Consider the following 24879-nt stretch of genomic DNA (forward strand, 5'->3'; position numbering starts at 1 on the left):
CCTCGCGATGCTGCTGCTGGCCTTCGTGATGGGCGTCTTGATCATCATCCCGATCGGCGGCGCCGACATGCCGGTGGTGGTGTCGATGCTCAACAGCTACTCGGGCTGGGCCGCCGCGGGCATCGGCTTCAGCCTGAACAACGCGATGCTGATCGTGGCGGGCAGCCTGGTGGGCTCCTCGGGTGCGATCCTGAGCTACATCATGTGCAAGGCGATGAACCGCTCGTTCTTCAACGTGATCCTGGGCGGCTTCGGCGGCGAGGCGGCCACGGCCGGCGGCGCGGCCAAGGAGCAGCGCCCGGTCAAGAGCGGCAGCGCCGACGACGCGGCCTTCGTGCTCTCCAACGCCGAGACCGTGATCATCGTGCCGGGCTACGGCCTGGCGGTGGCGCGGGCCCAGCACGCGGTGAAGGAACTGGCGGCCAAGCTCACCGAGCACGGCGTGACGGTCAAGTACGCGATCCACCCGGTGGCCGGGCGCATGCCGGGCCACATGAACGTGCTCTTGGCCGAGGCCGAGGTGCCCTACGACCAGGTGTTCGAGATGGAGGACATCAACGGCGAGTTCGGCCAGGCCGACGTGGCGATCATCCTGGGCGCCAACGACGTGGTGAACCCGGCCGCGCTGCAGAAGGGCACGCCGATCTACGGCATGCCGATCCTGGAGGCCTACAAGGCCAAGACCGTGATCGTCAACAAGCGCTCGATGGCCGCGGGCTACGCCGGCCTGGACAACGAGCTGTTCTACATGGACAAGACCATGATGGTCTTCGGCGACGCCAAGAAGGCGGTCGAGGACATGGCCAAGGCAATCGATTGAATGTGATCTCGGAGTATGATGACCAATCGTAACTTTGAAATCTCGGAGCTTCCCATGAATGTGCGCGCCAAGAACGAGCGAAAGAGTCCTGACTCCTTCGCCGGGATCGCAGGCTCGGCAAAGTCCAGGGGAGCGAGTAACGAAGAAGCTGCCGACACGCCCCGCCGCGGCGAACTTCAAGATCGCATCGCCGAAGAACTACGCCGAGCATTGATGCGCGGGCAGTTTTTTCCCGGGCAGAAACTCTCGCTTCGCGGCCTTGCTGAACAGCTCGGTACCAGTGCGATGCCAGTTCGCGAGGTGCTCAGTCAGCTTACCGCCGCAGGCGTACTGGAAGCCCTTCCCAACAGGACAGTGCAGGTTCCGAGGATGACGGAACCGAAGTTCAAGGAACTGACACAGGTGAGGGCCCTGCTCGAGGGATATGCTGCCGAGCTGGCATGCGTGAACTGCACCCCTGCCTTGATCAAGAGCCTTCAGAAGATCGATGCGGACCTGACGAAGTTCAGCAAGGAACGCAACGTTCTCGGCATCCTGACGACCAATCAGGCGTTTCATTTTGGTATCTACGCTGCATCGCAGTCGGAGATCCTTCTTCCGCTGATCGAAGCCTTGTGGCTGCGCGCAGGGCCAGTCATGTACTTTTCGCTCAGTGAGCAGGCCCATATCTGGGATGCCGGCACCCATCAAGACATTCTTGATTGCATGCATGCAGGCGACGCCACCGGCACGCGTCGAGCAATTGAGCGAGACATTCATCGAACGTCGAAGTTGCTGATCACGAAGTCCGCGATATTCAACACTGGACTCGCCTCTGTCGCGAAGCTGCCGCAGGTTCAACGCGACAAGCGATCTACCGTCTAGGCCCGTCGCCTCCGCGAGAACCAAGCCGCCCCTCGGGGCGGCTTTTTTGTTTGCCGAGCAGTCGTAGGGCCGCGCCGATATGCAACGCAGTCGTGCGAAAGCTCACACCTCATTCCGGGCAACTGAGAGCTCCTGGACGCCCTCTCGATGCGCCCAAAGGCATCCATACTCTTGACATCAGGCATCTCGTAGATCACACTGTGTGATCACAACATAGGATGATCTTGATGCCAGCTATCCAGTCAGTTGAAACACTCGTCGTGCAACTACCTACTCGCCGAGAGCACAGATGGACGGGCCTGAACGAGCCTATCGGACGCTACCTTCTCGTCAAGCTCACTGACGACGCAGGCAATGTGGGATGGGGAGAGGCCCCGGCGCTCAAGGATTGGGGAGGCGAGTATCAGCGCTACTTCGGTGAATCCACGGCAACTACGGAGCTCGTTGTGAGCCGCTATCTCTCGAAGGCCATCATCGGCGTCGACGTACGCAACATAGTGGAAGTCCATGCCCGAATGGATAGCGTGCTCAAGGGCTATCCCTACGCCAAGGCAGCTGTCGAGTTCGCGGTCTACGACGCCGCCGCACGGAGCCTCAACGTACCCGTCTACACCCTTTTGGGCGGCAGCGTACGCAAACGCATTCCAGTCACGCACTCGCTGGGCCTCATCAGTGTGGCAGATGCTGAAGCCGAAGCAGCGAAAGTCGTGTCAGAAGGCATCAAGACGATCAAGATCAAGATCGGCGTGGATCCAAAGCGCGACGTAGAGGTTGTCCGCGCTGTGCGGTCTGCTGTCGGTTCGAAAGCCGAGATCTGTGTTGACGCGAATGAAGGGTACGAGACCGCAGGCCTTGCCATTCAAACGCTACGAAAGATGGAGCAGTATGAGCTGAAGTATGCGGAGCAGTTGGTCATGGGTATCGAGAAGCTCGCGCAGGTCGCGGCGGCGGTCGATGTACCAGTGATGGCCGACGAAAGCGCCTGGAACGCACACGATGTCATTCAGATCGTCGAGCGAAAAGCTGCGCAGATCGTTTCCATCTACACGACCAAGCCCGGTGGCCTCTATCGTGCGATGGAGGTTGCAGCTGTGGCGCGCGCAGCCGGCCTCATCTGCAACGTCAATGGCTCTGTCGAAACCGGTGTGGGCAACCGCGCGAATGTCCATCTGGCCGCCGCTGCTCCTGCAGTCACGCTCTCGTGCGTGGTTCCTGTGTCAACCAACGCAGTTGATCTTGATGGGCGTTCGGGAGGAATCTACTACACAGACGACCTTCTCAAGCAGTCCATGACCTTCAAGGACGGCGCGATCGAGGTCCCCGATGGCCCCGGGTTTGGCATCGACGTCGACGAAGCCAAGGTAGACAAGTACCGCATCAGCAACTAAGGAGTACGCATGTCCGCGAATTCACGCCTCGCCGAACTCGGCATTACCCTGCCCACGCCTGTCGCGCCCGCCGCCAGTTATGTGGCATACCTCCGCTCCGACGACTACCTCTTCATCGCTGGCCAGGTACCGATCACCGGTGGCGAGGTGAAGTACATCGGCCGCCTGGGTGAATCCCTCAGCCTTGAGGAAGGCGTCGCCGCAGCTCGACTTTGCGGCATCAACATCCTTTCGCAGGTGAGTGCTGCACTCGGTGGCGATCTCGATCGTGTTGTCTCCTGTATTCGCCTTGGCGGCTTCGTGAATGCAACACCCGCCTTCACAGAGCACCCCAAGGTCATCAACGGCGCCTCCGACTTGATGCTGGAGGTGTTTGGCCCGGTCGGAAAGCACGCACGTGCGGCCGTCGGGGTCGCCTCGCTTCCGCGAGGCGTGGGGGTCGAGGTCGACGCAATCTTCCGGGTGCGCTGACGCGTCGCTCAAAACCTGACAAGGACTTGTATGTCAACAGTAGCCGTACTTGGCGCTGGCGCCGGTGGCGCCGCGGCAGTTGCCGAACTTTCACAGCGCGGGCATAGCGTAAGACTTTGGAACCGCTCATCCGAAACCTTGAGGCCGTACAGAAGCATTGGTGGCGTTCGCTATGACGGGGTGCTTGGTACGGGCATTGCCATTCCGAAGCTGATCAGCGCGGACCTAGCGGAAGTCGTAGATGGCGCCGATGTGATTCTTATCTGTCTGCCAACCTTTTCGCATGCACCCATCGCGCGCGAACTGGCACGCATCAGATGCACCCTCCCCGTCGTTCTGAATCCCGGGCACACGGGTGGGGCTCTGGAATTCCGGCAGGCCTACGCAGCCATCCACGCCCAACCTCCTCCGATTGCGGAATTCTCGACCCTCACCTACGTCGCGAGGAAGTACGAAGCGGACAAGACATCAGTGACAGGGAAGGCAAACAGCGTACGCGTCGCATCGCTTCCAAACGGACAAGCAGCCCTGGAATACGCAAGGCAACTCTACCCTGGGGCCTCCGTCGTGTCCGACGTCTTGGCCAGCGATCTGGCCAACGTGAACATGGTCCTGCACTGCCCTGGCGCTGTGCTTGGTGCTGCCTGGGTCGAAGCAACCAGCGGGGACTTCACGTTCTACGTGCAGGGCATGACGAGCGGTGTCGCGCGGGTCATGTCGCAACTGGATGCAGAAAGAAGGTCGGTCGCAGCCGCTTTCGGTCACGACCTTCCCAGTCTCGTCGAAGAGATGCAAGCGATCGGGACCATTCCCAAATCGTGGAGCGATCCTCACGACATTGCAGGCGCTGTCTCTTCTGGAGAAGCCAACAGGAGAATCAAAGCGCCCGATTCCTTCGAGCATCGCTACTACTTGGAGGACTTTGGACATGGCCTTCTGCCTTTTCTGCAGTTCGCACAAGTCGCCGACGTGAAGACACCGGTGGCGCAGTCGCTCTATGAGCTTGCTACAGCCGCGACGGGCACCGATTTCGCTGCCACAGGACGAACCGCCGCGCGCATGGGCTTCGATGTCAACAGCTTTGATAGCCTGAGTCGCATCGTGCGTGGATGACAGAGCAACCTTTTTTTGTCAATGGAACCATACCCCATGAGAGAAGAAATCCGTACGAAGGTGGCCGCCGAGATCAAGCGCCGAGGGCTTGATGCGATCGTCACCACATCACCCGAGAACTTCGCGTACTTGAACGGCTTCACCGTTCCTTCGCAGTCGCTCCTGCGACACAGGCACGCGATCGCCATCCTGTCCGCCGACGGAGCGTTTTCCCTGCTCGTCGTCGACATGGAGGAGGCAACGGTCCGAGGCTTGGCGCCGAACACCCAGGTTGCTGTGTGGAAGGAATTCTCCGAGTCGGCGATGAAGCGCCTCACCGATGAACTCCGCACTCGAGGGCTTTCCAAGGCACGACTGGGCTTGGAGTTCAAGTATCTATCGGCTGGCGACCACCTGGAACTATCGAAGCTCTGTCCGTCTGCCACCTTCGAAACTTGCGACGAGTTGCTTCGCGATGCTCGGCAGATCAAGACCACTGGGGAGATTGATCTCATGCGACGTCTGGCGCGCATCTCGGACACGGCCATTCTCAGGGCCATGGAATCTGTCCGGGAAGGATCGTCAGAGTTCGACTTCGCGTCAGCACTCACCACGAATGTGTTCTCGCAGGGCGCCGAACAGTTCCGGCTCATGATCGTCGCGACCGGCGAGAGAAGTCAGCTTCCGAACGTGGGGCCCACGGGCCGGCGACTCCAAGCGCAAGATGTTTGTCGATTCGAGATCTTCTCCTTGATCTCGGGCTATCAGGTAGGGGTCTGCCGAACCGCCGTCGTCGGCACGCCACCGCCACATGCCGAGCGAATCTGGGCTCACTTGATCGACTGCAAATACATGGTCATGGACCTGGTCAAGCCAGGCGCAAGCTGCATCGAGATCTATCAGCGCTTCGCAGCGAAGCTCGCAGAGTTGGACCTCCCGCCGATCTCGTTCGTCGGGCACGGTGCCGGCCTGAGCCTTCATGAAGAACCTTACATGGGCCGCACTGCTGTGATCGGCAAGCAAAACGATGTGATCCTGCACGAGAACATGGTCTTGGGCATCGAGCCACTGTCGTACCGCACCGGCTATGGGTTCGGCATGCAGAACAAGGACGCCATCCTGATCACCGCCGACGGTTGCGAGCTGCTGTCGGATGTCACCGACACCGATCGGCTGTTCGTCATCAAGGCGGTCGACTAGGATCAGACCTGGCGTTCGAAGGCAGTCACCGCGAGGTGAGTAGCGAGAGGCGGTGGGGAGCGTCGATCCGCGCGAAGCTCCGGTCGCTCATGCCCGCTCGCAGAGCCAGGGCGGGTATCGACATATTTGCCCGCCATGTTCGCGAGGGCATGATCCTGCATCACGCGCACGCCTGAACGTTTGAACGTCTGCGCGGCCAGTGCGAGATGAATTGATGCTGGCCGCCCGGCCGGGCGCTTGGCGCATCGCGAGCTGGCGGGCCACGCGCAGCGCGAGTTCGCACCCATGATCCTCTTCCACCATCGCAATGGCGAGGTCCATGCCCACGGTAACCCCGCGGAAACGAGCCTTCACGTGGTTGGCGAGCGCTTCCACGCGGGCGCCCGGGTAGGACACTGCGAGGCGGGCAGCGGAATTCCAATGGGTGGCCATCCGCTTGCCCTCGAGGAAACCAGTGGCTCCGAGCACGAAAGTGCCGGTGCACACCGAGGCATAGCGCCGCAGGTGCGGGATTGGCGAAGCAAGTCGAGGCAGCTCGCTCCCACTGAGTCCAACGAATGAACTGATGAATACGGCTGAGCAGCGGTTGTCGTCCTCCTCTGCGCTTGATGAACTCACGCTGTGAGGCCGACTCCGGTCACTCCTTTAGCCCATCCGGGAGAATTCGGCATCGATGACCGGTTGCAAGGCAGTGCAGACATAGCCGTGTCAGGTGGCCCTGAAACGGCTAGGCAAGCGCCGGCGCCCATCGCGTGCTCTTTCGAAGGTCCGGTTCCATGGGTGTCGGAGCGGCGTTCCGAGCCCTATGGATGTCGTTGGGCGCGCCAAGCGCGGGACGTTGGCTTTGATAAGGAGTCTGCCGTTCGACGCGCGTGTCACTCGAAACAAGCCGTTGGGACATACGAGTGGATGTCAGGCTTCCCGGCCCCCGTCGTCGATCATCGCTCTGACCTTTCTGGACAACGCATCGACGTCAAACGGTTTCGTGATGACGGACATTCCGTGTTCCAAGTTTCCATTGCCCACAATGGCGTTTTCCGCGTAGCCGGTAACGAAGAGCACTTGCAGATCAGGTCTAAGCTGCCGGGCTCGGTCTGCCAACTGGCGACCGTTGATCCCACCAGGAAGACCAACATCGGTCAGAAGCAGTTTGACCTTGCGTTCCGAATCCAGGATGCGGTGGGCGTCTTCGGCGTTCGAGGCATGCAAGACAGCGTAACCTTGGCTCTTCAAGACTTCTACGACGAGATCACGGATGATGTCCTCGTCTTCGACGACCAGCACACACTCACCGTCGGAATGCGGCGCGTTGGAGTCGATGGGCACGCGCGCCGGATCTGCACCAGCCGCGCCGACCAGCCCTGGGACATACAGGCACATCGTCGTCCCGCGACCGACCTCCGAGTAGACTCGAACCTGCCCCCCCGACTGGCGAACGAATCCGTAGACCATGGATAGCCCCAAGCCGGTGCCTTGCCCCATCGGCTTCGTAGTGAAAAACGGATCAAACACCCGGGCAATCGTCTCCGGCGTCATGCCGCAACCGGTGTCCGAAACGCAGACGGATACATACTGTCCGGGCGGCAAGTCCCTCTCCGCGGCCGCTGCATCATCCAACCACTTGTTCGCCGTCTCGATCATGATTCGTCCGCCGTCAGGCGCCATCGCATCGCGGGCGTTGATACACAGATTGAGCAACGCGTTTTCCAACTGAGACGCATCGATCCTGGTCAGCCAGAGGCCGCCGGCGCCGACGACCTCGACACTCACGGACGGCCCCACGGTCCTGCGGATCAGGTCTTCGAGGTTGTTCACAAGACGATTGACATCCGTCGGCTTGGGATCAAGTGTCTGACGACGCGAAAAGGCCAGCAAACGCTGCGTCAGGGACGCCGCGCGCCTGACTGCGTCTTGGGTCATTCCGACATAGCGCAGCACGTTGTCGAAGCGCGCCTGCGATAGGCGCTTCTCCAGCACCTGCAAGCTCGTGCTCATGGCGGCCAAAAGATTGTTGAAGTCGTGGGCGATTCCGCCCGTCAGTTGACCAATGGCCTCCATCTTCTGGCTCTGACGATAGCGCTCTTCGACCTCCATCAACGCATCGGTGCGCTCCTTCACCTTTTGCTCGAGCGTCTCGTTGGCGGCGCGCAGGCGCAGCTCGCTGGCCTGAAGCTCGAGGATGCCGCGGGCTCGCTCCACTGCAAGCCTCGTACGCAGGGCGATCTCCCGCATGAAGGACGTCTCGGCCGCCGTCCACTCCCTGCGCTCGGCATGGTTGACGAACAGAACGGCGACAAGACGCCCTTGCTCGACCACCGGGACGTTCATGAAGGAACGCGCGCTTCGACTCTCCAGCGCCGCCGCGGCCGGCGCCGTTCGTGGATCTTCGCGGACATCCCCGATGTTGATGAATTCGTTCTTCTTGAGGCTGTCGATGAACGAGCCGTACTCACGCAGCGGCGTCACGCCCGCAAGCGTATCGACGCCTTCGGACGTCCAGTCGCGATCCACGTGCAATGTCTCGGTCGCCGGGTCGATCGTTCCGTAGCCTACCCGACTTACGCCGAGGGTCTCGCCGAGGACGCGACAGGCTGCAAAGCTGAAATCTTCAGCCTTGTCGAGCTCTTGAAATTCGTCGGTCAATCGGGCCAAGCCCAGGCGAAGAGAATCGGCATCCTTGCGTTCAGTGACGTCGTAGCCCTCGACAAAGATCCCAGTGATGGTGCCGTCCGCTTGCCTCAGCGGTTGATACACAAAGTCCACGAAACGATCGACGATGGGGCCGCCTTGGACGGCTTGAACGGCATACTTGGCGCCAAAGGCCGAGTACGGTCGACCTGAAACGTAGACCTCGTCAAGCAAGGCGCCATAGCCCTGCGCTTGCGCGTCAGGCAATGCTTCGGCAACTGTCTTGCCCAGGACCAGCCGATCGCCGACCAGGCGCAGGTAGTTGGGATTCGCCTGCACGATCACGTGAGTTGGCCCTTCCAGCAAGGCCATGAAACTGGGCGACTGTTCGAAGAGCATTCCCAGTCGCTCTGCGCGCGCCGCCCTTTGCGGGGCGGCTCGATCCGGGAAACCACCGACGCCTGATTTCGGTTCTGACATCCAAAGTGATCCTGGTCAGATGCGCTCTTATCGAGCGATTTGCCAGCACGGGCGGCCAGCACAGGTAGGCGGATCCGGGCGGATCCTCCTCAGCCATCCCATTTTGCACCGATCGGCAAGATTGGTGGCGGGCTGGACTTGCCTATGACTGCGAGCGCTTGCGTTGTGCATGCCCGTCTCTAGGGGCCCTGACTCAACCGACGCGCCCCCTGTTCCGGCAGGTGTTCGCAGCCTTGCCGATCAGATGCCACCAAGCCGCTAGACCTCAGTCGATGCGATCCGACAGGCGGTTGATTCCGAGGGCTCCTGTCGGGCTCGTTTGCCAGCCTCTGCAGCCTGCTCCACTGGTCATTGTTGAGCGGGAATTTCTGCGCCATATCGCGGGTTGAACCCGATGCGGTCGCCTTTGTCGATTCTGGGTGGTCGGTCCCATTCTCGTGCGCAACTTGACACGGGGCCGACGTTGGAGCGCGCAGAAGGTCGCAGGATGGAGCGGGGGCATGGGAAAGAGGTATGCCACGAGAGCCCGACAGGATTCGCGACAGTCACCGGCATCGAGGAACCTCCCTTGACGGGAGGGCGCCGAGGCAACCTCTACCAGCGCCGGATGACTGTCACTCCGCAGCATCGGGGCGATCGATGGGCCGCGTCTGTGCGCCAGCACACGGTTCTAGATCGAGTCACGACCATGGTCCACGCGCAGACCTGTTTGTGCGGTAGCGCACCACGTTGGCGAGTCAGGTGCCTATACTGGGTCATGGGCTGTGCGCGCACGAGCACGCCCCGGTCATCTCTCGAAACCAGCATCCGGAGGAAACGATGGCCCTTCACCCCGAACCTAGAAAGAACCGCCTGCTCGGCGCACTGCCCGATACCGAATGGCAGCGCTGGCTACCTCAGCTCGAAGCGGTCGAGATGCCGTTGGGCCAGGTGCTCTATGAGTCGGGCACCACGCTGAGCCACGTCTACTTTCCGACCACTGCCATCGTCTCGTTGTTGTACGTCATGGAAAACGGCGCCTCGGCGGAGATCGCCGTGGTCGGCAACGAGGGTGTCGTAGGCATCTCGCTGTTCATGGGGGGTGAGTCCACTCCCAGTCGTGCCGTGGTGCAAAGCGCAGGCCATGGTTTCAGGCTCAAGGCACAGGTGATCAAGGAGGAGTTCAACCGGGCCCCTGTCCTTCACCTCCTGCTGCGCTACACCCAGGCGCTGATCACGCAGATGGCGCAAACGGCGGTATGCAACCGGCACCACTCGCTGGACCAGCAACTGTGTCGCTGGCTGCTGCTGAGCCTGGATAGGCTGCAGGGCAATGAACTCGTGATGACACAGGAACTGATCGCCAACATGCTCGGCGTACGCCGCGAAGGCGTTACCGAAGGCGCACTCAAGCTGCAGAGGGCCGGGCTGATCAGCTATTCGCGGGGCCGCATTTCGGTGTTGGACCGGCAAGGGCTGGAGGGACGCTCCTGCGAGTGCTATGCGGTGGTCAAGAAGGAATACGACAGACTCCTTCCGGACAAGATCGCCATCTAGACGGGCAGAACGGGAGGGGTCGCGCATCAGCGACAAGCCTCAGCGTGAACGAGCATCATTCTTAGGACGCCGTCGCCAGTTGGTCTGTGCGCTGGCAGACAGTCGCACCGGACATTTGCGCGCAGAGTGGTTCGTCCCCATCACGGAGAGTTCCTTGGCCACGATCGAGAACCACCTCATCGAACTGCTCCCGCGCATCGACCGACGGCGTCTGCTGGACGTCTGCGAGCCGATCCAACTGGTCCTGGGCGACCGGATTCACGAGCCGGGGGCGGAGACCCGACACGTCTACTTTCCGGTCGACGGCTTCATCTCGTTGGTTGCACGGATCGACGAGCATCCCGGCCTTGAAGTCGGCATGGTGGGTCGCGAAGGGATGTTGGGCTCGAACCTAGCCCTGGGCGTCGCGATCGCGCCCTTGCGCGCGGTGGTGCAAGGCGCTGGCGCTGCCTGGCGTATCGCCGCATTGGACTTCCAGCGTGAACTGGCGCGCAACCAGCCACTGCAGAGGGTCTTGGCTCGCTACATTCAGGTCTCGATGTCGCAGCTGGCCACATCCGCTGCCTGCCTGCGTTTTCACCAGATCGGCCCGCGCCTGGCGCGTTGGCTTCTCATGAGCCATGACCGCGCCCACGCCGACAGCTTCCACGTCACGCATGAGTTTCTCGCCTACATGCTGGGCGTACGCCGGGTCGGAATCACCGAGGCGGCCGGTTCACTCCAGCGCGGCGGGCTGATCGAATACAACCGCGGCACCCTCAACGTTCTCGATCGCCCGGGACTCGAAGCCACGGCCTGCGCCTGCTACGCCGCGGACAAGAAGAGCTACGCGACACTGCTTTGACCCGATGCGGACATCCGGTGGTCGATGCTCGTGTCTGTGCGCTATCGAACCGACATGGGCGGTGCTGGGGCGTAGAAACGAGCATCGGGCTCAGGCCCTGTCACAGCAAGGTGCCATGGAATACGACCGCGACTCAAAGCGCCTCTTCTACCACGGGTGGGAGATTCGCAGCCACCTCACAAGCGCTTCCTTCGTCGGCACCGTGGCGGCCGGCGCGATGGTGTACTTCGAGGACGCATGCCAGTGCCACATCATCTCGTGCAGGCAGTTCTCCACCGGAGGCGATGCGATCCATGCGATCGAAATCAAGGCCTCGCTCTGGATCGACGAGCGCGAAAACCATCCCAGAACCTCCACCAGGATCTCCCATGTCGAACCCTCCCTTCTTTCATGACGCCTCGGGTGCCGTTCATTTCTGGGTGCCGATCGATGGCGCGCTCGTCGGCGCGAGCATCCGCAAGGAAACATTGCACTACTGCTATCGGTCGACCGCCGTCGACGACCAGCCGCTGGAGACCTACCAGCGCCACGCGCAGGAGATCGATGCGGCCGTGCGCCGGCGAGTCTCGGGTGGGTCTGTCGAACCCGTGATGGTGCGTGACTACGACCTCCACGAGGCAGTGGGCAAGGGGATCGAATAGTCCCCCGGGGCGCACGGCCACAGGTCCGAATCGACCCTTCAGTGACCGGACGCGCCCTCGGCACCTATGCCTGTCTCCGAGCGCACCTGCTGCGCCAGGAACCCCGCCCGGTCCTTGGCCGCGCGCGAGCTCTTGTCCAGAACGGAGAACAGCCAGATCCCGACGAAGCCGATGGTCATGGAAAACAGCGCGGGCGACTGGTAGGGGAACAGCGCGGAACCCTTGGCATTGCCCAGTGTCGCTTCCCACACGGCCGGCGACACGACGGTCAGCACCACCGACGAGACCAGGCCGAGAAATCCGCCGATGACGGCGCCGCGGGTGGTGCAGTCCTTCCACAATACCGACATCAGCAGCACAGGGAAGTTGGCAGAGGCGGCAATGGCGAAGGCCAGGCTCACCATGAACGCGATGTTCTGCTTCTCGAACACGATCCCCAGCACGACCGCGACGATGCCAAGCGCCACGGTGGTGATGCGCGACACCTTCAGCTCGGCCACGCTGTCGGCCTTGCCCTTCTTGAACACGGTGGCGTACAGGTCGTGCGACACCGCGGATGCGCCGGACAAAGTCAGCCCCGCCACCACGGCCAGGATCGTCGCGAAGGCCACCGCCGAGATGAAGCCGAGGAACACGTTGCCCCCCACCGCTTTCGCCAGGTGGACCGCGGCCATGTTGCCGCCGCCGAGCAGTCCCCCCTTGGCGTCGAGGAACTGCGGGTCGGTCAGCACGAAGGTGATGGCGCCGAAGCCGATGATGAAAGTCAGCACGTAGAAGTAGCCGATCCAGGTGGTGGCCCACAGGACGGACTTGCGAGCCTCCTTGGCATTGGGCACCGTGAAGAATCGCATCAGGATGTGCGGCAAGCCGGCAGTGCCGAACATCAGCGCCATGCCGAAGCTGATCGCAGAGATCGGGTCCTTGATGAAGCCTCCCGGCCCCATGATCGAGAAGCCCTCGGCGGCAGCGGCCTCGGGCGGCTTGCCCGCGGCGGTCGCGATGGCGGTCTTCACCTCGACTGCCTTCGCGAACATCGCCTCGGGGCTGAAGCCGAAGTTCCACAGCACCATGAAGGCCATGAAGGACGCCCCCGCGAGCAGCAGGCAGGCCTTGATGATCTGCACCCACGTGGTCGCTGTCATGCCGCCGAAGAGCACGTACACCATCATGAGTGCGCCGACGATGACCACGGCGATCCAGTACTCCAGGCCGAAGAGCAGTTTGATGAGTTGCCCGGCGCCCACCATCTGTGCGATCAGGTAGAAGGCGACGACCACCAGCGTGCCAGACGCAGCGAAGACACGCACCGGCGTCTGCTCGAAGCGGAAGGCCGCGACGTCGGCAAATGTGAACTTGCCGAGGTTGCGCAGCCGTTCAGCCAGCAGGAAGGTCACCACCGGCCAGCCGACCAGGAAGCCGATCGAGTAGATCAGGCCGTCGAAGCCGCCGACCATCACCGCCGCGGAAATGCCCAGGAAGGAGGCGGCCGACATGTAGTCGCCTGCGATCGCCATGCCGTTCTGGAAGCCGGTGATGCCACCGCCGGCGGTGTAGAAGTCGGCCGCGCTCTTGGTCTTGGCCGCGGCCCACTTGGTGATGAAGAGCGTGCCGACGACAAAGGCGGCAAACATTCCGATCGCCGTCCAGTTGGTGGGCTGCTTGTCCAGTTGGCCGAGATCGGCGCCGGCGGCCTGCGCAGTACCGGCCGCCAGCAGGAGCATCAGGCCCAGCGCCTTCGCAACGAGGGGGTGGCTCATTTCAGGGCCGCCTTGGCGATCTCGTCGGTCAGCCGGTCGTATTCACCGTTGGCGCGATGGACGTAGATGCCAGTGATGACGACGGTGAAGACGATGACGGCCAGCCCGAGCGGCATGCCGATCGTCGTGACGCCGCTGCCCAACCGTGTTGCGAGGAAGGGCTTGTCGAAAGCCACCAGCAGGATGAAGCCGTAGTACACGACCATCATCGCCGCGGTCAGCCACCAGCCGAAGCGCGAGCGTCTGGACTTCAGCGCCTGGTAGTTCGGGTCGCGCAGGATCCTCGACGTCAGATCGTTTTCCACGGGTCAGTTCCTTTCCATGAGCTGATCGAGGACGGCCGGGTTCTCCAGCGTCGAGATGTCCTGCGTGATCGCCTCGTCCTTGGCGATCGAGCGCAGCAAGCGGCGCATGATCTTTCCGCTGCGCGTCTTGGGCAGGTTGTCACCGAAGCGGATGTCCTTCGGCTTGGCGATGGGTCCGATCTCCTTCGCCACCCAGTTGCGCAACTCGGTCGCGATCTTCCTGGCGTCGTCACCGGTGGGACGCGGGCCTTTGAGGACGACGAAAGCGCAGATCGTCTCGCCCGTGGTCTCGTCGGGGCGCCCGACCACCGCGGCCTCGGCCACCAGGGCCGTGCACGACACCAGGGCCGATTCGATTTCCATCGTTCCCATGCGGTGGCCCGACACGTTGAGCACGTCGTCGATGCGCCCGGTGATGGTGAAATAGCCGGTCTCTGCGTCGCGGATGGCACCGTCACCGGCCAGGTAATAGCCTTGGAGTTCCGGTGGGAAGTAGCTGAGCTTGAAGCGCTCGGGATCGCCCCAGATGTTGCGGATCATGCCGGGCCAGGGTTTCTTTACCACGAGGAGCCCGCCTTGGCCGTTGGGCACGTCGTTGCCCGTCTCGTCGACGACCGCGGCCGCTATTCCAGGGAAAGGCAGCGTGCAGGAGCCCGGCACCAGCGGCGTCGCCCCGGGCAGGGGCGTGATCATGTGGCCACCGGTCTCGGTCTGCCAGAAGGTGTCGACGATCGGGCAACGACCGCCACCGACGTGCTGGTGGTACCACTGCCATGCTGCCGGGTTGATCGGCTCGCCCACCGAGCCCAAGATTCGCAGGCTGCCCAGGTCATAGCTGCCGGGATGCACGGCCTCGTTGGCCTCCGCGGCCTTGATCAGCGAGCGGATGGCAGTGGGCGCCGTGTAGAACACGCTGACCTTGTGATCCTGGATCATCTTCCAGAAGCGACCCGCATCCGGGTAAGTGGGCACGCCTTCGAACACGACCTGCGTCGCGCCGATCGCGAGCGGGCCGTACGTGATATAGGTGTGACCGGTGACCCAGCCGATGTCGGCGGTGCACCAGAACACGTCCTCGGCCTTCATGTCGAAGGTCCAGGTCGTGCTCACCGCCGCATGCACCAGATAGCCGCCGGTCGAGTGCTGCACGCCCTTGGGCTTGCCGGTCGATCCCGACGTGTAGAGGATGAACAGCGGATGCTCCGCGCCGACCCATTCGGGATCGCAGGTCTCGCCCTGCGCCTGCATTTCCTCGTGCATCCAGCGGTCGCGCGAAGCGTCCCAGGCGACCTGGCCGGCCGTGCGCCGGTACACGATGACGTCCTTGACCGACTCGCAGCCGCCGAGCGCCATCGCTTCGTCGACGATGGCCTTGAGCGGCAGTTGCTTGCCGCCGCGCAGTTGCTCATCGGCCGTGATCACCATCACTGCGCTCGCCCCCGCGATGCGATCGCGCAGGCTTTGCGCCGAGAAGCCTCCGAACACCACCGAATGCGTCGCGCCGATGCGCGCACAGGCCTGCATTGCCACGACCCCTTCGACGCTCATCGACATGTAGATGACGACGCGATCGCCCTTCTTCACGCCGCGTGCCTTCAGCGCATTGGCCAGGCGGCAAGTGCGCGCCAGGAGGTCGCTGTAGGTGACGCTGTTGATGCGGCCATCGTCGGCCTCAAAGAGAATGGCCACCTTGTCACCCAGGCCGCGCTCGACATGGCGATCCAGGCAGTTGTAGGAGGCATTGAGCGTGCCGTCCTCGAACCACTTGAAGAACGGCGCGTCGGTTTCATCGAGCGATTTCGTGAAGGGCGTCTTCCAGCTCACGAACTCGCGGGCCAGACGTGCCCAGTAGGCGCTGTGGTCGGCCTCGGCCTCGCCCACCAGCTTCCGATAGGCCGGCATCCCGCATACGTGCGCGCCCTTCATGGCAGCCGCTGGTACCGGGTATCTGGTCGCTTCTTCGCTCACTGCGTCTCCTTGCCTGGCAAGGCTTGCTTCAATCAGCCAAACGCTGAAGGTCCGCACGCCAACAGCCCTACCCTGCGCTCACGCGGCGCTTGGGTCTGTGCGCTAGCACACCAACGGGAGCGGCTTCCTCGGCGCCGCAGTGCCCTCGAACGACTCTTCGACACCTCCCTGGGGAGGGCCGCTCGTCCCAATGCAAGGTGACGCACGGACCGGGGCCGCCACGGCGACGCATCCCTCTCCCGCAAATGAACGCGCAGAGTGCCCAGATCTGTTGGCGCCGCGGTTGCGCAAGGCAAGTGACACTCACCAGTGTCTGAGTTGCAGCGGATGCTGCCTTTCGATGGCGCTCGGCCAACTCGCGCTGTCATGCCGAGTGCAGCCATACACCTTCGGCGTAGATACCAGAATCAACGGCCGGTTCCAGTGTGCGGATTCAACCGGTCGATGCAACACACTAGAAACTGCGTATGCAGAAGGAGTGTTGCAGATGAAGTATCGAACGCGGACCTACTATACGGACACCCAGATGTCCGAACTGCTGGGTGCGTTGCTGGTGCGCAGGTCCGACAGAACGGGTCGCGTCAGCAGGCGTGTCCCGGCGCTGTGGGCTACTGCGGCGCCACGCCCATTTCGCGGATCAGCGGTGGCACTACGGCCACTTCGGCCGCGTACTGCTGCGCGAACTCTGCGGGTGTATTGCCGAGCGCCGCAAAGCCCGCCTCCGCGAGGTACTTTTGCAACGCGGGTTCGCGCACCGCCGCCTGCACCGCCTGCGCGAGTTGGTCGCGAACCGCAGAAGGGACCATGGCCGGCGCCAGCAACCCGGCCCAGATCTCGTTGGTGAACACGAACCCTTTGAAGCCCGCCTCACTGAACGTCTGCACGTCGGGAAGCAGTGGCGAGCGCTTGGGCCCCACCACTGCCAGCGCCTTGATCTTGCCGTCGGCGATCAATGGCGCGGCGACGTTCGGTCCGGTGAAGGTCAAGCCGATCTGGTTTCCCAGCAGATCCTGAAGCGCCGGCGGCGAGCCGCGATAAGGCACCTCGGTGAGTTTCACCTTGGCTTGGCGTGCCATGGATTCCATGACCTGGGCCGGCAGCGTCCCCGGTCCCCACGAACCATAGGCGTCCGGCACGGTCCCGCCCTTGATGCCGGCAATGAGTTCAGGCAGGTTGCTGGCCTTCACGCTCGGGTGCGCCACGAGCACCGGGCCGTTGGAGGCTACCTTGCTGATGAAGGCGAAGTCCTTGCGCGGATCGTAGGGCAGGGACTTCAGCACCGCCAGCGCGCCGATCAGCGCATCTGCAGTGGTGAACAGCAAGGTGTAGCCGTCGGCACTGGCGCGCGCGACTTCCGCGGCAGCGATGGAGCCGACAGCGCCCGGCTTGTTGTCAATCACGATGGGTTGCCCCAGGCGCGGCACCAGGATCTCAGCCAGCTTGCGTGCGATGGCGTCGATGGGTGAACCCGCCGGCGACGGGACCAACCACCGCATCGGCTTGGCGGGGTACGGGGTCTGCGCGAACGAGGGAGGCAGGCCCAGCGCGAGTGACAGCGGAAGTGCGCTGCCACCCATGACGAAACGACGACGATTCAACATGTGCAACTCCATGTGGACGTCAGGCGAAGGGCCGGTAGCAGCGCGCGAGGAACTCGCCGACCACGCGGTTGAAGTGCTCGGGCTCTTCGAAATACGCCGAATGTGCGGACTGCAGGAACTCGTAAAGCTCTGCGCCGGGAATCAGCGTCGCCACATGGCGGTGGCTGTCGGGCGTGAGGAAAACGTCCAGGGCGCCGCCCATCATCAGCGTCGGCACGCGGTAGCCTTCGAAGTCTTGCGGGTGCAGCTTGACGTCGTCGTCCTGCATGCGCCGTGCGTTGAATGGCTGGTTCAGCAGGCGGATCTGGTCGTAGAGGAATTTCATGCTGGGGTTCTGTTCGATGAAGTGCGGCGCGAGGAAGCCGGTGGCAACGCCGCGGCCCGTGCGGTTCATGAAGCGCTCGCCGGACTCCCGGAGCACCTTCCAGTTCTGTTCCGAGTAGGCGGGCGTCGGCGTGCCAGTAAGCACCAAGCTCGCCACGCGATCGGGGTGGCGCGCCGCCAGCGGCAGGCCCGCCCACGCGCCCAGCGACTGGCAGACGAAGGCGGCCTTGTCGATGCCCTCGGCATCGAGGACGGCGCGCATGTCGTCGGGAAAGTACCTCGGGTGCACGTCTTCGACAGGGCACTTCGAGTTCTTGAAGCCGCGAAGGTCGACGGTGATCACGCGGTACTGCTTCGCGAAGTGCGGAACCTGCTGGAACCACGAGAGGGTGTTGCCTCCGCCTCCGTGCACGAAAACGATGGGGCGGCCCTCGCCGTGGACCTCGTAGTAGAGCTTCACGCCCTTGGAATCTGCATAAGACATGTCATGGCTTTCATGGTGGCTGTCAGTGCCTTGACTTTAGGGAGCGCACCCCGGGCGATGGGGGCGATAAACGGTCAACGTGGGTGCAGATTCAGACAATGCGCAGCGGCCAAGCGGCCAAGCGGGCTAAGCCGCTACGCGTCGTCGCCGAAGCGCTCCAGCTTCCAGCGCGCGCGCGGTGCGCGCGTCGTATAGCGGGTGCGATGCTCGATGGGGGTGAGGCCGAACTTGCCCTTGAACACGCGGCGAAAGGCCGAGACGTCGGCATAGCCGCAGTCGTGCGCAATCTCTTCCACAGAGCGGAGCGTCACTTCGAGCCACATTTGGGCCCGCTTCATGCGGATGTCCGTGAGGAAGTCGTGTGGCGACACGCCCAGGTGCTGTTGGAAGAGGCGCGCCAGCGTGCGCTCGCTGACCGCGGCATGTGCTGCCGCGTCCTTGATGCTGACGGGCAACTCGGCATGTGCCGCGATCCACTGCACCGCTCGAAACAAGGGGCTGTCACGCGTGATGCCACTCACTTTTTCCAGCGGCATCATCGAGGCGGCGAACTGCCTGGCCGGATCGAACAGCAGCTTTTCTCGTGCGGCATGCGCCACATCGCCCAGCCCCATGATGGCGGTGAGTTCAATCACGCATTCATGCACCGATGAGGGCGTGGCGGCCAACAGAATGCGGTCGGCTGCGCGCACGAATTCCTCGTTGGCAATCGCGACCTGCGGGTAGCTACGCGCAAACCCTGATTGGTAGCTCCATTGCACTGGCGCACGCCGTCCCTCAAGCAGTCCCGCGGCTGCCACCAGCCAGACGCCAGTGCCGACGGCACAGATGAAATGCCCCTGCGCCGCCGCGTCGCGCAGGTGCGCAACCGTCCGCGCGTTGGCTTGGACGCTGGCCGCGAGTTGCGGCAGGGTGACCATCTCCAGGGGCGGAACGAAGGTGGCGCGACTGAGCGGCTCGGCGATGGACCAACGCAGTTCATCTGCAGAGCGATGCACCCCGTCTTGTCCGGAGTGCGGCTGGAGATGCTCGCCGAACAGGCGCCACGCCACGGCGCCGTCAAACAAGCGACCGCTGCGGCTCCTGGCGATGGAATTGATGGCGCGGCACGTGTCGATGGCGCAGTAGACCGCGCCATGGAGAGCGTCCGCCGGCAGCAGCAGATCCAAACATACTGGCGGGTCAACAGGATGTTTATCCATGCGGCGCAAGCGTACCGCAAAGCGCCGCAGCGCCGCCGCCACCGGATGTGCCGGTGGCGGCCAAGCGTTGAAGCGTCCGCGCCAGTGACGCGGCGCGCAGCAGGTCCGTGAGTCCCGGGGGCGAGACCCTGCGCAAGCACTCCAGTTCAATCGTCTGTCCAGACAGCTTGATCTTCAGGGACATGCCACCGCGAGCATGCTGACTGCGAGGTCAAGTTCCTCACTTCGTCCCGTCGCTCGGTTCAGCTAGTGGCGATCGGTTGGTGCTCTCATGACGAGGGCATCAGGCCTTCGGCACTGCCCTGCCCACGCTTCCTTGGCGAACGCTGAGCCGCCGCGGCTATGGCTTGCGCGAGGGAGGCACGCGACTCGGCGTGCGTTGCTGCTTCCTTGGAGAGTTGCCCCCGTACCTCCGCAAGTTACGCGCCCAGCCCCCCTGTGCCTGCGTCTGCGCCAGCGCGACGGCTTGCGACTGCAACTCCCCGCGGAGCTTTTGCTCGAGTTGCTTCGCCTCCTCGAGCGCCACCCAATGGGGCTCCTTGTCGAGCCTGATAAACCTCTGCCAGGAAGCGCCGTTCGTGCGAAAGCTCTCGCGCCCCTGCCGCCATGTGTTCTCGCGATCTTGCAGCGCGCACTCAGCTTCGTGGCTCAAACCACGATGACGATGGGATATGGCCGCCCCCAAGACTGGCGCACTTGGACACGGGCGAAGGACCCTGTACGACAAAACCTACTGTCTCAGGATCGAATGGATCACCAAGGACGGCGTAGAAGTAGCGAGAGAACTCTGTTGCTACCCGGTCAATCGCATGAGCGCCAGCATGGGCCACCAAGGGCCTACTCTGTCGACGCCCGATCAGGGTTGTGAGGACGGCCGGATTCCCTGCCCCCGACGATCGCGCTATCTCAGGTTCAGATGGCAACTGTCAGCGCGGCGGCAGGTCGCGGGTTGGTGCGCAAGTACTTAGCAGCTTCACCACGGTCATAAAATCTGCCATTGAAGACGAATCCGGATTGGACTGAATCCTTCACCGAAACTACCTTTCCGGCGGCCGATCTGGCAACGACGAGTTCATCTGGCAGACCGTCAACCATGTGAATCGGAGCCGGCCGGCCATCGGCGAAGCACGAAGGATACACGCTGCCTGTCTCCATATTCCGGAACGCCGGCCGAAACCCGACGGATCTGTTGTCGGCGCTGACACCGCCACTGCCACGAAAATCAACGGTCTCTTGCTCGAGGATCAGTTCATTCATTTGGTCACCCCTCAGTCAATTGGAAACCGGCTTTGCATCTCGAGCTGGATCGTCTCCAGCAATCGACACGTTGAGGCAGATGGTACTTGTCTCGCCCTGTTCGCGGAAGTCACTTCACGGGCACGGCTGTGTTTCCGAGCTGGCAACAGCACTCTGAGTTTAGTGGCGATTGGCGCAGCAACATCTCGCTCGCGAACCTTCAGCCATCTTGAAATACCGAGCGCCTCACCCGTATGAATATTCATCCTTGATGTATTTGCGAGTGGCTGGCCCATGCAGGACTGCGTTCCGCCCCCTCGATCCTGGTTATGTACCGCCTCTTCGCCTCTGGTCGGCAGCCAAGTTCGAGATCAGCCAGGATTTTCGAGTCCCTCTTCGGAGTTCCCGCACGAATCCGCAGCTTGTCGACCTGGCACACCAATGCGATCGGCCCGCACGCGGGCACTATCAGAGAATGATGTGGTTGACGGGCTGCTTCAACGCAGGCAGATTGGTCTCGCCAATTACCTCTCTCAGCTCACGCTCGATCGTTCTTGAAATCTGCGTGATAGGGACGTCGTTGGCGCCGCCCTCGAACGGGTTTTCGGTGCTCTCGCCAACCTGCTCCAGCGAGGTGTACATCCATGAAATCGTGGCGCTGAATGGGATGACGAGCCACACCATGCTCCCCTGCATGAAGCCAGTGATCCCTTGATTGAGCAAGTCGAACTCCTTGAGGAGTCCGAAAGGCAAAAGCGCGCAGAATGCCCATACGAAGATGGTGTTGATAATTGCGTACTGTCGAGGGTAGGGAAAATTCTTTATTCTCTCAGCTCTACCTTGCTGCTCAATCAGGTCCTTCAGAATTTTGTTCAACTCGATATAAGATGTCAGAGAAATGCCATCGTTGTCCAGCATCCGCTTCAGGCCACGGCTCTGCAACCACAAAACCTGCGTAGCCTGGTTGCCGACCTTCAGAATTTGACGCAGCTCTGCTTCACTGAGGTATTTGCACAACTCTTCGTCAACGGATGTTTCCCGCTCCGGAATTCTGTAGGAGCGGGTGTATTCCGCGTTTGATGCCTTCTCCATCGACTCCCACGGCATTGGCTTCCGGAGCTCGTAGCGCAGGCAAGTCAGCCAGGCGATGTGGCGTTCCATCAGGTCGCGGGCATCGTCAGGTCGCAGCACGAACCCTTGGATGCAAATGCCCCAGAACCTGCTGCTGTTGAGGATTGACGTCCAGATCTGCTGAGCATCGGCAGTGCGGTTGTAGGTCTGGACATTCTTGAAGCCCACGATGAATGATGTCGCCGTTCCAAGGAGTCCGACGACGGTGAGAGGGATGGTGAGCCACCGAAGACCGATGACTTGGTAGAGGACCACGGGGATCGCCCCTACTCCCAGGAGCAAATAGATCTGACGCCGAGTCCATGCGATGAATTCGGAAACTTTATAGGTCTTTCCCAGATGCATGGTGATCTCCCAATAGGTCCTAGGCGCTCAGCGCCAGTTCTGTCGCCGGTCGCTATGGCATCTGCCGGGTCTGCCTGCCGGTCGATGTCTTCCTCATTCATTCAACTGGAGATGCTGTCAATGCAATCAACGATATGGGTCGCTGGCACGGAGCGGCATCCACACATCCACGACGCGCTCCCGCTCAACACGGGGATGTCAGTGCCCACCATCTCTGGACGGACGGCACGGGTCGCCAGGATCGTGGCTCCAAGAGCGTAGCGCTCGACCTGCCACGACGGTAGGGGGCCCGAAGGCACCGCGGTGTTGCCTGGCGCTCACCAATGCACTCGCGGGGCCATGGCTCGAGCTGCCCTGTTGCCGCGCTGACCGCCCGTATCGAGCCGGCGACGAAACGGTCTCGACGAACGACGGGGCGATTCACGGACTCGTGCATTCCAGGCAACGGCGCGTTGATCAATGGCGAGCTACCAAGCCCAGGCGCCGATGGCTAGCATCGAATCATCGAGAAGTCATTCATGAACACTATGAAAACGACGCGACGGCGCTTTATCAGAACCACTGCCACAGGCATTCTGGTGGCCAACGGACCGACGATGCGCACTGGCTTCGCGGCTGAGTTGGCGAATCACGGTGCATGGTTGCACAGACGCAACCTGAGGCAGGTTCAGGCCGGAGTTCTCGACGTCGGGTATTTCGACCTGGGCCGTGAGAACGATCCCGCGGTGATCTTGCTCCACGGATTTCCATACGCCGTTGACAGCTACGCCAAGGTAGCTCCAGACCTCGCTCGGCGCGGGTGCAGGGTCATCGTTCCCTACCTGCGCGGCCATGGATCGACTCGTTTTCTAGCCAGCAACACCCCACGCTCGGGTCAGCAAGGCGCAATCGGGACGGACCTGCTGGCCCTCATGGATTCGTTGAACCTTCGTCGGGCAGTGTGGGCTGGGTACGACTGGGGCGGGCGCGCAGCCTGCGTCGCCGCTGCGCTCTGGCCTGAACGATGTGAGGGCCTGGTCTCGGTGAACAGCTATCTCATCCAGGATATCGCGAGTGCCGGACGACCCGTTGCACCCTCCGTCGAAGCTGGAATCTGGTATCAGCACTATTTCTTGACCGAACGAGGGAGGCTGGGACTCGAATCCAACAGGCGCGAGATTGCCAGAACGATCTGGACTCGGAACTCCCCGCACTGGTCCTTCGATGATGCAACACTGGATCGCCACGTAGCCGCTTTTGACAATCCAGACTATGTAGAAGTGGTCATTCATTCCTACAGACATCGCCTGGGCGCAGCCGATGGACATCCTGCCTACCGGGAAGTAGAAGGCCGACTCTCAGCGCTGCCCGCAATCCAGGTTCCGACGATCACGCTGGATGGCAGCGCCGATGGTGTCGTTCCGGCCAATGATGGCCAAGCTTCTGCTGCAAAGTTCAGCGGGCCACGCATGCACCGCATCATCGAAGGCGCGGGACACAACCTGCCCGAGGAGGCGCCCGACGCGTTTGCCGATGCTGCCTGGGAGCTCTCACAGGCAGCTCATGAATGAAAGGAGAGAGTCGTGACCCATTCGTTCGGCAGCTCCGATCTTGCCCGGACGGAACTTGGCGCGACGTCGACCGCAGACGATGCGCTTTCCGGCGTCGACCTCCGAGGGATGCGAATCCTTGTGACCGGCGTATCGTCCGGCATCGGGATGGAAGCAGCTCGGTCGTTGGCCGCCCATGGCGCGCAGGTCGTCGGCACGGCAAGGGACATTGACGGCGCAGCGGCTGCCACTGCAGCAGTGCTTGCAGATGCCGCCGAGGGCGGAGGCCTGGAGCTCGTCGCGCTCGACCTGGCGTCGCTCGCAAGCGTTCGCAATTGCGCAGATGCCCTGGTCAAAGACGGACGCCGGTTCGATGTCGTGATTGCCAACGCAGGCGTCATGGCGACGCCCCTGGGCCGCACACCCGAAGGCTTCGAAACGCAGTTGGGTACAAACCACCTGGGCCACTTCCTTTTCGTCAATCGCACTGCGCCGCTGATCGTCAATGGCGGCCGCGTCGTGGTCTTGGCCTCTGCCTCGCATCGCTCGGCGGAATTTTCGCTGGACGATCTGAACTTCGAGCGCACAGCGTATGAGCCTCAAACTGCCTACGCGCGCTCCAAGACTGCAAACATCCTGTTCGCCGTCGAGTTCGATCGACGCCACAAGGTACGCGGTGTGCGTGCCGCCGCCGTGCATCCTGGGACCATCAGGACCGGTCTCGGTCGGCACATCGGGTTCGAGAAAATGGAACTGGCCATCCAGCGGATCAACGCCCAGTCTGAAGCGCAAGGGCTGCCGCCTCTCGAATGGAAGAGCGTAGCCCAGGGCGCCGCGACCACGGTGTGGGCCGGTGTCGTCGCAGGGTCGGCCGAGGTCGGCGGACGGTACTGCGAGAATTGCCACGTGTCTGAAGTGATCGATGCGCCGACAAGTCCCTTTGCTGAAGGCGTTCGTTCCTTCGCGCTCGATCCGGAGATGGCCAGGCTGCTATGGATTGCAAGCGAGGAACTGGTGGGTGAGCACTTTTGAT

The 24879-nt window shown here is 62.3% G+C and carries 21 protein-coding genes; 12 read left to right on the forward strand and 9 right to left on the reverse strand.

What is annotated here, in order from left to right:
- From QTI33_RS14945 to QTI33_RS14970, 6 genes are all read left to right on the forward strand, one after another.
- A partial coding sequence (locus QTI33_RS14945; RefSeq protein WP_286506856.1) for an NAD(P)(+) transhydrogenase (Re/Si-specific) subunit beta occupies positions 1-820 on the forward strand: 820 nt, incomplete at its 5' end.
- An 18-nt stretch (positions 821-838) separates the two neighbouring features.
- On the forward strand, positions 839-1684 hold the full coding sequence (locus tag QTI33_RS14950; RefSeq protein WP_286506857.1) for a GntR family transcriptional regulator: 846 nt from the start codon (positions 839-841) through the stop codon (positions 1682-1684).
- 227 nt (positions 1685-1911) lie between these two features.
- Positions 1912-3072 (forward strand): mandelate racemase/muconate lactonizing enzyme family protein, encoded by a 1161-nt coding sequence (locus tag QTI33_RS14955; RefSeq protein WP_286506858.1) that lies wholly within the window; start codon positions 1912-1914, stop codon positions 3070-3072.
- 9 nt (positions 3073-3081) lie between these two features.
- Entirely contained in the window at positions 3082-3543 is a 462-nt protein-coding gene (locus tag QTI33_RS14960; protein WP_286506859.1) for a RidA family protein, read from the forward strand.
- 30 nt (positions 3544-3573) lie between these two features.
- Positions 3574-4656 carry an NAD/NADP-dependent octopine/nopaline dehydrogenase family protein gene (locus tag QTI33_RS14965; RefSeq protein ID WP_286506860.1) on the forward strand — a complete coding sequence of 361 codons (1083 nt, stop codon included), beginning with the start codon at positions 3574-3576 and terminating at the stop codon, positions 4654-4656.
- A gap of 36 nt (positions 4657-4692) precedes the next feature.
- Positions 4693-5835 carry a M24 family metallopeptidase gene (locus QTI33_RS14970; RefSeq protein WP_286506861.1) on the forward strand — a complete coding sequence of 381 codons (1143 nt, stop codon included), beginning with the start codon at positions 4693-4695 and terminating at the stop codon, positions 5833-5835.
- A gap of 912 nt (positions 5836-6747) precedes the next feature.
- Here the strand turns inward: QTI33_RS14970 and QTI33_RS14975 are convergent.
- Positions 6748-8943, reverse strand: coding sequence for a GAF domain-containing hybrid sensor histidine kinase/response regulator (locus tag QTI33_RS14975; protein ID WP_286506862.1), 2196 nt, complete (start codon positions 8941-8943; stop codon positions 6748-6750).
- An 819-nt stretch (positions 8944-9762) separates the two neighbouring features.
- Here QTI33_RS14975 and QTI33_RS14980 point away from each other — a divergent pair.
- From QTI33_RS14980 to QTI33_RS14995, 4 genes are all read left to right on the forward strand, one after another.
- Complete coding sequence (locus QTI33_RS14980) at positions 9763-10479, forward strand: Crp/Fnr family transcriptional regulator (protein WP_286506863.1); 717 nt, start codon at positions 9763-9765, stop codon at positions 10477-10479.
- Positions 10480-10633: 154 nt separating this feature from the next.
- Positions 10634-11323: a Crp/Fnr family transcriptional regulator gene (locus tag QTI33_RS14985; protein ID WP_286506864.1), complete on the forward strand. Its 690-nt coding sequence runs from the start codon at positions 10634-10636 to the stop codon at positions 11321-11323.
- 115 nt (positions 11324-11438) lie between these two features.
- Positions 11439-11717, forward strand: a complete 279-nt coding sequence (locus QTI33_RS14990; protein WP_286506865.1) for a hypothetical protein — start codon at positions 11439-11441, stop codon at positions 11715-11717.
- Positions 11692-11964, forward strand: a complete 273-nt coding sequence (locus QTI33_RS14995) for a DUF1488 family protein (protein WP_286506866.1) — start codon at positions 11692-11694, stop codon at positions 11962-11964. The genes QTI33_RS14990 and QTI33_RS14995 overlap by 26 nt, the downstream gene beginning before the upstream one ends.
- Positions 11965-12002: 38 nt before the next feature.
- On the opposite strand, the gene QTI33_RS15000 is transcribed toward QTI33_RS14995, so the two are convergent.
- The 8 genes from QTI33_RS15000 to QTI33_RS15035 all read right to left on the reverse strand — a co-directional run bounded on the left by QTI33_RS15000 (position 12003) and on the right by QTI33_RS15035 (position 22317).
- Entirely contained in the window at positions 12003-13721 is a 1719-nt protein-coding gene (locus QTI33_RS15000) for a cation acetate symporter (RefSeq protein ID WP_444814845.1), read from the reverse strand.
- On the reverse strand, positions 13718-14026 hold the full coding sequence (locus QTI33_RS15005; protein WP_286506867.1) for a DUF485 domain-containing protein: 309 nt from the start codon (positions 14024-14026) through the stop codon (positions 13718-13720). The genes QTI33_RS15000 and QTI33_RS15005 overlap by 4 nt, the downstream gene beginning before the upstream one ends.
- Before the next feature lie 3 nt (positions 14027-14029).
- Entirely contained in the window at positions 14030-15952 is a 1923-nt protein-coding gene (gene acs, locus QTI33_RS15010; protein ID WP_286507279.1) for an acetate--CoA ligase, read from the reverse strand.
- A gap of 650 nt (positions 15953-16602) precedes the next feature.
- On the reverse strand, positions 16603-17595 hold the full coding sequence (locus QTI33_RS15015) for a Bug family tripartite tricarboxylate transporter substrate binding protein (protein WP_286506868.1): 993 nt from the start codon (positions 17593-17595) through the stop codon (positions 16603-16605).
- Between the two features lie 19 nt (positions 17596-17614).
- The gene (locus tag QTI33_RS15020; protein WP_286506869.1) at positions 17615-18403 is read right to left on the reverse strand and encodes an alpha/beta fold hydrolase; all 789 of its coding nucleotides are present in this window, start codon (positions 18401-18403) and stop codon (positions 17615-17617) included.
- Between the two features lie 134 nt (positions 18404-18537).
- A complete protein-coding gene (locus QTI33_RS15025; protein WP_286506870.1) occupies positions 18538-19647 on the reverse strand; it encodes a GlxA family transcriptional regulator in 1110 nt (369 codons plus the stop codon).
- A gap of 870 nt (positions 19648-20517) precedes the next feature.
- Positions 20518-20862 carry a hypothetical protein gene (locus QTI33_RS15030; protein WP_286506871.1) on the reverse strand — a complete coding sequence of 115 codons (345 nt, stop codon included), beginning with the start codon at positions 20860-20862 and terminating at the stop codon, positions 20518-20520.
- Positions 20863-21309: 447 nt separating this feature from the next.
- On the reverse strand, positions 21310-22317 hold the full coding sequence (locus QTI33_RS15035) for a bestrophin family protein (protein WP_286506872.1): 1008 nt from the start codon (positions 22315-22317) through the stop codon (positions 21310-21312).
- Positions 22318-22835: 518 nt separating this feature from the next.
- Here QTI33_RS15035 and QTI33_RS15040 point away from each other — a divergent pair.
- Both QTI33_RS15040 and QTI33_RS15045 read left to right on the forward strand, forming a co-directional pair.
- Positions 22836-23867: an alpha/beta fold hydrolase gene (locus QTI33_RS15040; protein WP_286506873.1), complete on the forward strand. Its 1032-nt coding sequence runs from the start codon at positions 22836-22838 to the stop codon at positions 23865-23867.
- A gap of 12 nt (positions 23868-23879) precedes the next feature.
- The gene (locus QTI33_RS15045; protein ID WP_286506874.1) at positions 23880-24878 is read left to right on the forward strand and encodes an SDR family NAD(P)-dependent oxidoreductase; all 999 of its coding nucleotides are present in this window, start codon (positions 23880-23882) and stop codon (positions 24876-24878) included.
- The last annotated feature ends 1 nt before the right edge of the window (position 24879 follow it).

The sequence above is a fragment of the Variovorax davisae genome, from assembly GCF_030316845.1.
GTDB classification, from domain to species: Bacteria; Pseudomonadota; Gammaproteobacteria; order Burkholderiales; family Burkholderiaceae_C; genus Variovorax; species Variovorax davisae.

What these genes read in the sequence shown, in the direction of transcription:
- QTI33_RS14970 (WP_286506861.1), top strand. Translation starts at nt 4,693, where the DNA reads ATGAGAGAAGAAATCCGTACGAAGGTGGCCGCCGAGATCAAGCGCCGA.
- QTI33_RS14950 (WP_286506857.1), top strand. Translation starts at nt 839, where the DNA reads ATGACCAATCGTAACTTTGAAATCTCGGAGCTTCCCATGAATGTGCGC.
- QTI33_RS14995 (WP_286506866.1), top strand. Translation starts at nt 11,692, where the DNA reads ATGTCGAACCCTCCCTTCTTTCATGACGCCTCGGGTGCCGTTCATTTC.
- QTI33_RS14980 (WP_286506863.1), top strand. Translation starts at nt 9,763, where the DNA reads ATGGCCCTTCACCCCGAACCTAGAAAGAACCGCCTGCTCGGCGCACTG.
- QTI33_RS14990 (WP_286506865.1), top strand. Translation starts at nt 11,439, where the DNA reads ATGGAATACGACCGCGACTCAAAGCGCCTCTTCTACCACGGGTGGGAG.
- QTI33_RS14975 (WP_286506862.1), bottom strand. Translation starts at nt 8,943, where the DNA reads ATGTCAGAACCGAAATCAGGCGTCGGTGGTTTCCCGGATCGAGCCGCC.
- QTI33_RS15040 (WP_286506873.1), top strand. Translation starts at nt 22,836, where the DNA reads ATGAACACTATGAAAACGACGCGACGGCGCTTTATCAGAACCACTGCC.
- QTI33_RS15030 (WP_286506871.1), bottom strand. Translation starts at nt 20,862, where the DNA reads ATGAATGAACTGATCCTCGAGCAAGAGACCGTTGATTTTCGTGGCAGT.
- QTI33_RS15000 (WP_444814845.1), bottom strand. Translation starts at nt 13,721, where the DNA reads ATGAGCCACCCCCTCGTTGCGAAGGCGCTGGGCCTGATGCTCCTGCTG.
- QTI33_RS15020 (WP_286506869.1), bottom strand. Translation starts at nt 18,403, where the DNA reads ATGTCTTATGCAGATTCCAAGGGCGTGAAGCTCTACTACGAGGTCCAC.
- QTI33_RS15015 (WP_286506868.1), bottom strand. Translation starts at nt 17,595, where the DNA reads ATGTTGAATCGTCGTCGTTTCGTCATGGGTGGCAGCGCACTTCCGCTG.
- QTI33_RS14960 (WP_286506859.1), top strand. Translation starts at nt 3,082, where the DNA reads ATGTCCGCGAATTCACGCCTCGCCGAACTCGGCATTACCCTGCCCACG.
- QTI33_RS14955 (WP_286506858.1), top strand. Translation starts at nt 1,912, where the DNA reads ATGCCAGCTATCCAGTCAGTTGAAACACTCGTCGTGCAACTACCTACT.
- QTI33_RS15035 (WP_286506872.1), bottom strand. Translation starts at nt 22,317, where the DNA reads ATGCATCTGGGAAAGACCTATAAAGTTTCCGAATTCATCGCATGGACT.
- QTI33_RS14965 (WP_286506860.1), top strand. Translation starts at nt 3,574, where the DNA reads ATGTCAACAGTAGCCGTACTTGGCGCTGGCGCCGGTGGCGCCGCGGCA.
- acs (WP_286507279.1), bottom strand. Translation starts at nt 15,952, where the DNA reads ATGAAGGGCGCGCACGTATGCGGGATGCCGGCCTATCGGAAGCTGGTG.